At 66.4% G+C, this 11,725-nt stretch carries 10 protein-coding genes; 5 read left to right on the plus strand and 5 right to left on the minus strand.

From position 1 onward, the window contains the following. The 4 genes from mrdA to OEJ37_RS02940 all read right to left on the minus strand — a co-directional run. Positions 1–2,144, minus strand: a 2,144-nt coding sequence (gene mrdA / locus OEJ37_RS02925) for a penicillin-binding protein 2 (RefSeq protein ID WP_263343158.1), incomplete at its 3' end; no start/stop codon positions are given. 103 nt (positions 2,145–2,247) lie between these two features. After that, positions 2,248–2,760, minus strand: coding sequence for a rod shape-determining protein MreD (mreD, locus tag OEJ37_RS02930; protein ID WP_174420273.1), 513 nt, complete (start codon positions 2,758–2,760; stop codon positions 2,248–2,250). Continuing rightward, the gene (gene mreC, locus OEJ37_RS02935) at positions 2,757–3,809 is read right to left on the minus strand and encodes a rod shape-determining protein MreC (protein ID WP_263343160.1); all 1,053 of its coding nucleotides are present in this window, start codon (positions 3,807–3,809) and stop codon (positions 2,757–2,759) included. Before mreC ends, mreD begins: the two co-directional genes overlap by 4 nt. 125 nt (positions 3,810–3,934) lie before the next feature. Continuing rightward, entirely contained in the window at positions 3,935–4,978 is a 1,044-nt protein-coding gene (locus tag OEJ37_RS02940; RefSeq protein WP_004189550.1) for a rod shape-determining protein, read from the minus strand. A gap of 367 nt (positions 4,979–5,345) precedes the next feature. On the opposite strand from OEJ37_RS02940, the gene gatC reads away from it, so the two are divergent. The 5 genes from gatC (at position 5,346) to OEJ37_RS02965 (ending at position 10,449) form a co-directional block, all read left to right on the plus strand. Next, the gene (gene gatC / locus OEJ37_RS02945) at positions 5,346–5,645 is read left to right on the plus strand and encodes an Asp-tRNA(Asn)/Glu-tRNA(Gln) amidotransferase subunit GatC (RefSeq protein ID WP_006477478.1); all 300 of its coding nucleotides are present in this window, start codon (positions 5,346–5,348) and stop codon (positions 5,643–5,645) included. 63 nt (positions 5,646–5,708) lie between these two features. After that, positions 5,709–7,199, plus strand: coding sequence for an Asp-tRNA(Asn)/Glu-tRNA(Gln) amidotransferase subunit GatA (gatA, locus tag OEJ37_RS02950; RefSeq protein ID WP_174420275.1), 1,491 nt, complete (start codon positions 5,709–5,711; stop codon positions 7,197–7,199). 5 nt (positions 7,200–7,204) lie between these two features. Next, on the plus strand, positions 7,205–8,677 hold the full coding sequence (gene gatB, locus OEJ37_RS02955) for an Asp-tRNA(Asn)/Glu-tRNA(Gln) amidotransferase subunit GatB (RefSeq protein WP_072437602.1): 1,473 nt from the start codon (positions 7,205–7,207) through the stop codon (positions 8,675–8,677). A 118-nt stretch (positions 8,678–8,795) separates the two neighbouring features. Then, entirely contained in the window at positions 8,796–9,635 is an 840-nt protein-coding gene (locus tag OEJ37_RS02960; protein ID WP_263343161.1) for a polyphosphate kinase 2 family protein, read from the plus strand. A 40-nt stretch (positions 9,636–9,675) separates the two neighbouring features. After that, on the plus strand, positions 9,676–10,449 hold the full coding sequence (locus OEJ37_RS02965) for an exodeoxyribonuclease III (RefSeq protein WP_174421397.1): 774 nt from the start codon (positions 9,676–9,678) through the stop codon (positions 10,447–10,449). Positions 10,450–10,581: 132 nt separating this feature from the next. Here OEJ37_RS02965 and OEJ37_RS02970 read toward each other — a convergent pair whose 3' ends face one another. Further along, positions 10,582–11,634, minus strand: coding sequence for an NAD(P)-dependent alcohol dehydrogenase (locus OEJ37_RS02970; protein WP_174421398.1), 1,053 nt, complete (start codon positions 11,632–11,634; stop codon positions 10,582–10,584). Between the last annotated feature and the right edge of the window lie 91 nt (positions 11,635–11,725).

Raw genomic sequence — 11,725 nt, forward strand, 5'->3', positions numbered from 1 at the left:
GCCCTGGGCGCCGCGGCGCTCGCTTCGGCCGGTTGCGCCGCGCTTGCACCTGCCGTACCCGACGCGTCGGGCGCCGACGCGGCCGATGCCGCATCGGCCGCGCTGGCCGCGGTCGGCACGACGGGCTGCGGCAGCGTCTTGAAGCCGGCCGCGACGGCGGCGGGCTTGTTCGCGTCGCCGATCACCGGTGCGTTGATGGGTTCGGTCGCCGACGCCGCGGCAGCCACGGCCGCGGCTTCGTTCTGCGGGTTCTGGCGCTCGACGAGGAAGAAGTCGAGCACGCGGCGCGCGATCGGGCCGGCGGCCTGCGCACCCCAGCCGCCGTTCTCGACGACCAGCGCCACGGCGATCTGCGGATGGTCGACCGGCGCGTACGCGATGAACAGCGCGTGGTCGCGCAGATGCTCGGCGAGCAGGTGGCCCTTGTAGTTGGAGCCCTGCAGCGAGAACACCTGCGCGGTACCGGTCTTGCCGGCGGCGAGGTACGGCGCGCCGCGGAACACCTTGTACGCGGTGCCGGACGGGTTCTCGATCACGTTCTCCATCCCGCGCTTCACGACGTCGATGTCGGCCTGCTTGAGCGGGATCGTTTCACTTTCCTTCGGCACGGTCAGGCGACGCCCGCGCGTGATCGGATCCTCGACTTCCTTCACGAGGTGCGGCTTCATCACGACGCCGTTGTTCGCGAGGGTCGCGGTTGCGTGCGCGAGCTGCAGGATCGTGAACGAGTTGTAGCCCTGGCCGATCCCGAGGCTGATCGTCTCGCCGTCGAACCACTTCTGCTGCGCGGCCTTCTTGAACGCCTTCTTCTTCCAGTCGGTCGACGGCAGGATCCCGCGCGCTTCGCCCTGGATGTCGATCCCGGTGATCTGGCCGAAGCCGAACGGCTTCATGAAGTTCGCGATCGCGTTCACGCCGAGGTCGCGCGCGAGCATGTAGAAGTAGGTGTCGTTCGACACCATGATCGCCTTGTTCATGTCGACCCAGCCCTGGCCCGAGCGCACGTCGTTGCGGAACGTGTGGCCGCCGAACGTGAAGTAGCCGGGATCCTGGAAACCCCAGCCCGGCGAGCGCTTGCCGAGCGTCAGGCCCGCGAGCGCCATGAACGGCTTGTACGTCGAGCCGGGCGGGTAGGTGCCGTGCAGCGGACGGTTCAGCAGCGGCTTGTCGGTCGAGTTGTTCAGCTCGTCCCAGGTCTGCTGGTCGATGCCGTCGACGAACGAATTCGGGTCGAAGCTCGGCGACGACACGAACGCGAGCACGTCGCCCGTCTTCGGCTCGATCGCGACGAGCGCGCCGCGCTTGCCGGCGAACGCCTGTTCGGCGACCTGCTGCAGCCCGATGTCGAGCGACAGCACGAGGTTGTTGCCGGGCGTCGCCTGCGTGCGCGACAGCGTGCGCACGGGCCGGCCGCCGGCCGTCACCTCGACTTCCTCGAAGCCGGTCAGCCCGTGCAGCTCGGTCTCGTAGCTCTGCTCGACGCCGATCTTGCCGATGTAGTCGGTGCCCTTGTAGTTGTTGGCGTCGCGGCGCGGATCGTAGTTTTCCTGGTCGCTGTCGTTGTCGTCGCTGATCGCGTCGATACGATCCTGGTCGCGCTTCGAGATCCGGCCGATGTAGCCGATCACGTGTGCGGCCGTCGTGCCGAGCGGATATTGGCGGAACAGCCGCGCGCGCACGTCGACGCCGGGGAAGCGGAAACGCTGCGCGGTGAAGCGCGCGACTTCCGCGTCGGTGAGCCGCGTGCGGATCGGCAGGCTCTCGAAGTTCTTCGAGTCCTCCTGCAGCTTCTTGAAGCGGCGGCGGTCGCGTGCGTCGATCGGGATGATCGCGGACAGCTTGTCGATCGTGTTGTCGAGCGTGTCGTCGAGCTTCGATGGCGTGATCTCGAGCGTGTACGCCGAATAGTTCTTCGCGAGGATCACGCCGTTGCGGTCGGTGATGATCCCGCGGTTCGGCACGATCGGCGCAACCGAGATGCGGTTTTCCTCGGCCTGCAGCGCGTATTTGCCGTGCTGCATCAGCTGCAGGTAGAAGAAGCGGCTCGCGAGCAGCCCGAAGCAGACGAACACGAACAGGCCCGCCGCCGCGACGCGCAGGCGGAACTTCGAGAGCTGCTGTTGGGTGTCGTTGAAATCGGTCATGCGGTTAGCGTCGATCTGACCCGCGCGCGGGCGGGCGAGGTGCCGCCCCGGAGCGCGGCGCGCGGCGGGTTTGGGGGCGGCGGGTATTCAAAGGTCGTCCGGCTCAGATGGGGCGCGTATCGTCCGGATCGACCGGGCGGCGTTGCGGCATCAGCAGCAGGTGGCTCGCGATCGGCCACAGGGCCGCCTCGACGAAGCCGTCGACCAGGTAGCGCCAGCCGGGGAACGCGGCGCCCATCGCGAGACGGATCACGAACGGCACGAGCTGCGCGACGACGAGCAGCGGCGTGACATACAGCACCTGCACGCCGATCGGCATCCACAGCACGCGGCGGTGGATCGTGATCGCACCGTACGACAGCAGCGTATAGGCGAGCGCGTGCTCGCCGAGCAGCCCCGCGTCATGCACGTCCATCAGGATGCCGAGCGCGAACGCGACACCCATCCCGACCTTGCGCGGCTGGTGGATGTTCCAGAACAGCAGCACGACCGCGACGAAGTCGGGCACGCCGGGCAGGCGGCCCCACGGCATCAGGTTCAGCAGGAACGCGGCCGCGAGGCTGAAGACGATGAAGTACGGATTGACCGGCTGCAGGATGTATTGCGGGCGGTTCATCGCTGGGCTCCTGATTGCCCGGCCGCGGGCTTCGCGGCTGCGGCGGCGGGCGCGGCCGGCGCGGGCTTCGCGCCGGGCTGGGCCGCGGCGGCCGGTTTCGCGTTCGCGTCGGCCTTGTCGGCTTTCTCGCCCTTCGCGGCGGCTTTCGCGCCTTTCTTGCCACCCTTCGCGTTCTTGTCGGCGGCCGGGTCGAGCTCGGCCGGGCGCGGCGGGATGTCGTTCTGGTAATGCAGCACGAGCATCTGGCGCGCGCCGCGCACGGCCGCGACCGGCGCACAGGTCACGCGCGCGAATGCGGTATCGGCGAGCTTGTCGACGTGCACGACCTTCGCGACCGGCAGGCCGGGCGGATAGACGCCGTCGAGGCCGCTCGTGACGAGCTCGTCGCCGGCGACGAGATCCGAGCTCGTCGGCACGAAGCGCAGGTCGAGCGAATCGCCCTTCGGCGTGCCGTAGATCACGCTGCGCAGGCCGGTGCGCAGCACCTGCACCGGAATCGCGAGATCGCGGTCGGTGACCAGCGTGACTTCGGACTGCAGCGGGAACACGCGCGTGACCTGGCCGATCACGCCGTCCTCGCTGACGACGGGCGAACCGTTCTGGATGCCTTGCTGCGAACCTTGCCCGACCACGATCTTCTGCGTGAACGGATCGCTCGTGTCGTACTGGATCTCGACCGGCGTCGATTGTGTCGCGATGTGCTGGCGCAGCTCGAGCACCGCGCGCAGGTGCATGTTTTCCTGCGCGAGCACGGCGGCCTGGTTGGCCTGCGTCGACAGTTGCAGGTTGCGTTTGCGGAGGTCGTCGTTCTCGTGGCGCAGCGATGCGCCGGTGACGGCGATGTCGGCCGCGCCCATGAACAGGTCGCGCGGCACGAGTGCTGCGCGCTGCAGCGGATAGAGCACGGTGCCGAGCACGCCGCGCAGGATTTCGAGCGTGCTGAAGCGCGCGTCCGACACGAGGAGCGCGATGGCGAGGGCAACGAAGAAGATGAGCCGCGCGAGCGCGGGCGGACCTTGCTTGAAGAGGGGCGGCGGACTGTATTCCATGGTCGGCGCCGGGCGCGTGTGATCGGTTAAATGATGCTCAGACGCGCAAACGGCGCGGCGGTTCGTTCTGAACGAGCGATCCGGCCACGCCGCGGGTGCGTCATGTCAAGAAACTGCCTAGACGATCACTCGTACGAGAAGATGCTGCCCAGCTTGTCCATGCGCTCGAGCGCCATGCCCGAACCGCGCACGACGCAGGTGAGCGGATCTTCCGCGACGAGCACCGGCAGGCCGGTTTCTTCGGCGAGCAGGCGGTCGAGGTCGCGCAGCAGCGCGCCGCCGCCCGTCAGCATCATCCCGCGTTCGGCGATGTCGGCGCCGAGTTCCGGCGGCGTCTGTTCGAGCGCGATCTTCACCGACGACACGATCTGGTTCAGCGGATCGGTCAGCGCTTCGAGGATTTCGTTGCTGGAGATCGTGAAGCTGCGCGGAATGCCTTCCGACAGGTTGCGGCCCTTCACTTCCATTTCCTTGACTTCGGAGCCCGGGAACGCGGAGCCGATTTCCTTCTTGATCGCCTCGGCGGTCTGCTCGCCGATCAGCATCCCGTAGTTGCGGCGGATGTAGTTGACGATCGCCTCGTCGAACTTGTCGCCGCCGACGCGCACCGAGCCCTTGTACACGATGCCGCCGAGCGAGATCACGCCGACTTCCGTCGTGCCGCCGCCGATGTCGACGACCATCGAGCCGGTGGCTTCCGACACCGGCAGGCCCGCGCCGATCGCGGCCGCCATCGGCTCCTCGATCAGGTAGACCTGCGATGCGCCGGCGCCGTGCGCGGCTTCCTTGATCGCGCGGCGCTCGACCTGGGTCGAGCCGCACGGCACGCAGATGATGATGCGCGGCGACGGCGAGAACATGCGCGACTCGTGCGCCGTCTTGATGAACTGCTTGATCATCTGCTCGGTGACGGTGAAGTCGGCGATCACGCCGTCCTTCATCGGGCGGATCGCCTCGATGTTGCCCGGCACCTTGCCGAGCATCTGCTTGGCTTCCTTGCCGACCGCCTGGATCGTCTTCTTGCCGTTGGGGCCGCCTTCCTGGCGAATCGACACGACGGACGGTTCATCGAGCACGATGCCCTTGCCGCGCATGTAGATCAGGGTGTTTGCGGTGCCGAGATCGATCGCGAGATCGTTGGAGAAGTAGCTGCGCAAAAAACCGAACATTCAGAATCCTGTTTCGCTCTGGGCCGGCCCTGTATAGCGAGCGCTGAGGGCGGCAGCGGAAAAAATAACAGCCTCGGGAAGCGTGGCGGAAGCGGCCGCCGCGGCGCACGAAGCTGCGAGTGATGTCTACCGGGGATCGCACGAAGCACGCACGGCTTGCCGAAGCGAGGCGAAACGGTGCGGGAAAAGGCTGCCGGGTTTGGGTCGAACGCGTAATGATACCTTATAATTTCACGGTATTTGAATCGAAACGGGCGGTATTTTTGCCGCTTCGGTCCCGATTTTTGAGGGTGGGATCGCACCCTCCAACCCCCCGCCGCAGTGCTGCTTTCGATGCGCTGCGCAGCCTTGTTTTTCCGGTGATCGCATGGCCCTGACCCTGACCGATGTGAAACGCATCGCGCACCTGGCGCGACTCGAAATGGCCGACGCCGACGCCGAGCACATGCTCGGCCAGCTCAATGAATTCTTCGGCCTCGTCGAGCAGATGCAGGCGGTCGACACCGCCGGCATCGCGCCGCTCGCCCACCCGATCGAACAGATCCAGGAAGTCGCGCAGCGCCTGCGCGACGACGCCGTGACGGAAGTTGTCAATCGCGACGACAACCAGCGTCCGGCGCCGGCCGTCCAGGACGGCCTCTATCTCGTGCCGAAGGTGATCGAGTAAGCATTCGACGACAAGCGCCGGCCAGCGCCGCGCGCCACCCAGAATTCCCAGGAAAACCACTCAATGCACGCAAAAAGCCTGACCGAACTGCGCGCCGCGCTCGCCGCCAAGGAATGCTCGGCCGTCGAGCTCGCGCAGCACTACCTGAAACGGATTGACGCCGCGCGCGCCCTGAACGCGTTCGTCCACGTCGACGCCGATCTGACCCTCGCGCAGGCGAAAGCCGCCGACGCGGAGCTCGCGCGCGGCGCGGGCGGCGCGCTCACCGGCCTGCCGATCGCGCACAAGGATGTCTTCGTCACGCGCGGCTGGCGCTCGACCGCCGGCTCGAAGATGCTCGCGAATTATGAAAGCCCGTTCGACGCGACCGTCGTCGCCCGCCTGCAGGCGGCCGGCATGGTCACGCTCGGCAAGACCAACATGGACGAGTTCGCGATGGGCTCGTCGAACGAGAACTCGGCGTTCGGCGCGGTGAAGAACCCGTGGGACACGAACGCGGTGCCGGGCGGCAGCTCGGGCGGCAGCTCGGCCGCCGTCGCCGCGCGCCTCGCGCCGGCCGCGACCGGCACCGACACCGGCGGCTCGATCCGCCAGCCCGCGTCGTTCGCGGGCGTGACGGGCATCAAGCCGACCTACGGCCGCGTGTCGCGCTACGGGATGATCGCGTTCGCGTCGTCGCTCGACCAGGGCGGCCCGATGGCGCAGAGCGCGTCCGACTGTGCGCTGCTGCTCAACGCGATGGCCGGTTTCGACGAGCGCGACTCGACGAGCCTCGAGCGCGACGACGAGGATTTCACGCGCCACCTCGGCCAGCCGTGGGCGGCCGGCAACGATGCGGGCAAGCCGCTCGCGGGCCTGCGCATTGGCTTGCCGAACGAGTATTTCGGCGACGGCCTCGCCGACGACGTGCGCGCGGCGATCGACGCGGCGCTTGAAGCTTATGAAGCGCTCGGCGCGACGCTCGTGCCGGTGTCGCTGCCGAAGACGGAACTGTCGATCCCCGTGTACTACGTGATCGCGCCGGCCGAGGCGTCGTCGAACCTGTCGCGTTTCGACGGCGTGCGCTTCGGCCATCGCGCCGCGCAATACGGCGACCTGCTCGACATGTACAAGAAGTCGCGCGCCGAAGGCTTCGGCCCCGAGGTGAAGCGCCGGATTCTCGTCGGCGCGTACGTGCTGTCGCACGGCTACTACGACGCGTACTACCTGCAGGCGCAGAAGATCCGCCGCATCATCGCGCAGGATTTCCAGGAGGCGTTCGAGTCCTGCGACGTGATCATGGGCCCGGCATCGCCGACGGTCGCGTGGGATCTCGGCGCGAAGGGCGACGATCCGGTGCAGATGTATCTCGCGGATATCTACACGCTGTCGGTGAGCCTCGCCGGCCTGCCCGGCATGAGCGTGCCGTGCGGCTTCGGCGCGGGCGCGAACGCGAAGCGCCCGGTCGGCCTGCAGATCATCGGCAACTATTTCAACGAAGCCCGGATGCTGCAGGTCGCCGACGCGTTCCAGCGCGCGACCGACTGGCACAAGCAAGTTCCGGCGGGAGTGTAAGCACCATGACTCAATGGGAAGTCGTTATCGGTCTCGAGACGCACGCGCAACTGTCGACCGTCTCGAAGATTTTCTCGGGCGCGTCGACGCAGTTCGGCGCCGAGCCGAACACGCAGGCCTGCCCGGTCGACCTGGCGCTGCCGGGTGTGCTGCCGGTGCTGAACCGCGGCGCGGTCGAACGCGCGATCCGCTTCGGCCTCGCGATCGGCTCGACCATCGCGCCGCGCAGCATCTTCGCGCGCAAGAATTATTTCTACCCCGATCTGCCGAAGGGCTATCAGATCAGCCAGTACGAGATTCCGGTCGTGCAGGGCGGCCAGATCACGATCCAGGTGCCCGCCAACGAAAAGGCCGGCAAGGAAGCGTACGAGAAGACGGTCAACCTGACCCGCGCGCACCTCGAGGAAGACGCGGGCAAGTCGCTGCATGAAGACTTCGCCGGGATGACGGGGATCGACCTGAACCGCGCGGGCACGCCGCTGCTCGAGATCGTCACCGAACCGGAAATGCGCAGCGCGGCCGAAGCCGTGGCCTATGCGAAGGCGCTGCACGCGCTTGTCGTGTGGCTCGGCATCTGCGACGGCAACATGCAGGAAGGCTCGTTCCGCTGCGACGCGAACGTGTCGGTGCGCCCGGTCGGCCAGGAGAAGTTCGGCACGCGCGCGGAAATCAAGAACCTGAACTCGTTCCGGTTCCTCGAGGAAGCGATCAACTACGAAGTGCGTCGCCAGATCGAGCTGATCGAGGACGGCGGCGAAGTCGTGCAGGAAACGCGCCTCTACGATCCGGACAAGCGCGAGACGCGTTCGATGCGCAGCAAGGAAGACGCGCACGATTACCGCTACTTCCCCGACCCCGACCTGATGCCGCTCGTGATCGGCCAGGACTGGATCGAGCGCGTGCAGTCCGGGATGCCCGAGCTGCCGGCCGCGATGCAGCAGCGCTTCGTCGAGCAGTACGGCGTGTCCGCGTACGACGCGGGCGTGCTGACGTCGAGCAAGGCGATGGCCGCGTATTTCGAGGCCGTGGTCGCGAAGGCCGGCGCGGCGAACGCGAAGATCGCCGCGAACTGGCTGATGGGCGACGTGTCGTCGCAACTGAACCGCGACGGCATCGAGATCGACGCGATTCCGGTGTCGGCGGCCCAGCTTGCACTCGTGCTGCAGCGCATCGCCGACGGCACGATCTCGAACAAGATCGCGAAGGAAATCTTCTCGACGATCTGGGACGAGAAGGCGGACGACGAAGGCGCGGCCGACCGCATCATCGACGCGAAGGGGCTGAAGCAGATCTCCGACACCGGCGCGCTGGAAGCGATCATCGACGAGGTGCTCGCGGCGAACGCGAAGTCGGTCGAGGAATTCCGCGCGGGCAAGGAAAAGGCGTTCAACGCGCTGATCGGCCAGGCGATGAAGGCGACGAAGGGCAAGGCCAATCCGCAGCAGGTCAACGAACTGCTGAAGAAGAAGCTCGGCTGAACATGATCGCGCGCCTGAGCCGCGCTTGACGACGGGCCGCCCCGAACCTGTTCGGGGCGGCCCGTCGCGTTTGGTGGATGCGTTATCGTATGCACCACACCGTCCAACGGAGGAACGAATGGCGAAACAACCGTCGCTCGACGATTTCCGCGTGCCGTACAGCACGCGCGAGAAGGAAGCCGCCGCATTCAAGCTCGATGCGTTCGACCCGGCCGCGAAGCCGTTCTCGTCCGGTTCGAAGGAAGCCGACCGCGAACGGCTGTCGGCCGTGTCGACCGAGCTCGACGTGCAGCAGGAACGCCTGCACACGCAGCAGAAGAAGCGCGTGCTGCTCGTGCTGCAGGGGATGGATACCAGCGGCAAGGACGGCACCGTGCGCGCGGTGTTCCGCGAGGTCGATCCGCTCGGCCTGCGCGTCGTGTCGTTCAAGGCGCCGACGCCGATCGAAGCCGTGCACGATTTCCTGTGGCGCGTACATGCGCAGGTGCCGGCCGCGGGCGAGCTCGCGATCTTCAATCGCAGCCACTATGAAGACGTGCTCGTGCCACGCGTGCTCGATACGATCGACAGCAAGGAATGCGAGCGCCGCTACCGGCAGATCCGCGATTTCGAGACGATGCTCGTCGAGAACGGCACGACGATCGTCAAATGCTTCCTGCACATCTCGAAGGACGAGCAGCGCGCGCGGCTGCAGGCGCGCATCGACGATCCGACCAAGCACTGGAAGTTCGACATCTCCGATCTCGACGCGCGCAAGCACTGGGACGCGTACCAGTCCGCGTACCGCGACGCGCTCGCCGCGACGTCGGCCGAGCATGCGCCGTGGTACGTGATCCCGGCGGACTCGAAGACGCACCGCAACGTGATGATCGCCGAACTGCTGCTGCGCACGATGACCGACATGAAGCTGGAATTCCCGCCGCCGAAGCCCGAACTCGAAGGCGTGAAGATCCGTTAAGCTGCCACCCTGTAAAACATCGAACTGAACGGAACCCGACATGATGCGAGTGATTACCGCCAACCTGAACGGCATCCGCTCCGCCGCGAAGAAGGGCTTCTTCGAGTGGCTCGGCGAGCAGAACGCCGATTGCGTGTGCGTGCAGGAAATCAAGGTATCGGCTGACGACCTGCCGACCGAATTCGTCGAGCCGCACGGCTTCAGGAGCTATTTCCACCACGCCGAGAAGAAGGGCTACAGCGGCGCGGGCGTGTACAGCCGCCACGAGCCCGACGACGTGATCATCGGCTTCGGCAGCAGCGAATTCGATGCCGAGGGGCGCTACGTCGAGGCACGCTACGGCAAGCTGTCGGTCGTGTCGGTGTACGTGCCGTCCGGCTCGAGCGGCGACGAGCGCCAGCAGGCGAAGTACCGCTTCATGGACGAGTTCATGCCGCACCTCGCCCAGCTCAAGAAGAAGCGCGAAGTGATCCTGTGCGGCGACGTGAACATCGTCCACAAGGAAATCGACATCAAGAACTGGAAGAGCAACCAGAAGAACTCGGGCTGCCTGCCGGAAGAACGCGAGTGGCTCACGAAGCTGTTCGACGATGTCGGTTATGTCGACGTGTTCCGCACGCTCGACCAGCGCCCCGAGCAGTACACGTGGTGGAGCAACCGCGGCCAGGCGTACGCGAAGAACGTCGGGTGGCGGATCGACTACCAGATCGCGACGCCGGGCGTGGCCGGCACCGCGAAAAGCACGTCGATCTTCAAGGACATCAAGTTCAGCGATCATGCGCCGCTGACGATCGACTACGACTACAAGAAGTGACCGCCGGCGCCACGCAGTGCGCGTAGCGGTCGAACCATCCGGTCGCCGGATGCAGAACGGGCCGCATGTCGAACATGCGGCCCGTTTCGTTCTTGCTTCGGCGCGGCGATCGTGCATGCCGCCCGGCAACGCTCAGTGCTTGATCGATGCCATGTCGATCACGAACCGATACTTCACGTCGCTCTTCAGCATCCGCTCGTAGGCCGTGTTGATCTGCTGCATCGGAATCGTTTCGATATCCGACGTGATCCCGTGCTGCGCGCAGAAGTCGAGCATTTCCTGCGTTTCCGCGATCCCGCCGATCAGCGAGCCCGCGAGGCGGCGGCGCTTGAAGATCAGGTTGAACACCTGCGGCGACGGATGGTCGTGCTCCGGCGCGCCGACAAGCGTCATCGTGCCGTCGCGCTTCAGCAGGTTCAGGAACGGGTTCAGGTCGTGCTGCGCGGCGACCGTGTTCAGGATGAAGTCGAAGCTGTTCAGGTGCGCGTTCATCTGCGCTTCGTCCTTCGAGATCACGACTTCGTGTGCGCCGACGCGCTTGCCGTCGTCGATCTTCGACGGCGACGTCGTGAACAGCACGACATGCGCGCCCATCGCACGCGCCAGCTTCACGCCCATGTGGCCGAGCCCGCCGAGGCCGACGATGCCGACCTTCTTGCCGGGGCCGACGTTCCACTGCCGCAGCGGCGAGTAGGTCGTGATCCCCGCGCACAGCAGCGGCGCGGCGCCGGCCGGGTCGAGCGTCTCCGGCACGCGCAGCACGAACGCCTCGTCGACGACGAGCTGCGTCGAATAGCCGCCGTACGTGACGTCGCCCGTCACGCGATCCTGGCCGTTGTAGGTGCCGACGAAGCCGTTCTCGCAATACTGCTCGAGGCCGTCGGCGCAGCTCGCGCAGGTGCGGCACGAATCGACGAGGCAACCGACGCCGACCAGCTCGCCGACCTTGAAGCGCGATACCTGCGAGCCGGTCGCGGTCACGCGGCCGACGATTTCATGGCCCGGCACGACCGGATAGATCGTGTTGCGCCATTCGTTGCGGGCCTGGTGCAGGTCCGAGTGGCAGACGCCGCAATAGAGGACGTCGATCTGGACGTCGAGATCGCGCAGCGCGCGACGCTGGAATTCGAACGGGGCGAGCGGCGATTGCGAATCGGTCGCCGCGTAGGCATAGGTTGTGCTCATGCAGGGGGCTCCTTGTCCGGGATGGATATCCGGCGAAACAGACTGCCGTCGCATCATGTGGCGATGCGGCGAGGCAGGACGTCATCGTAAG

Source organism: Burkholderia sp. BKH01, assembly GCF_025685725.1.
Lineage (GTDB): Bacteria > Pseudomonadota > Gammaproteobacteria > Burkholderiales > Burkholderiaceae > Burkholderia > Burkholderia pyrrocinia_C.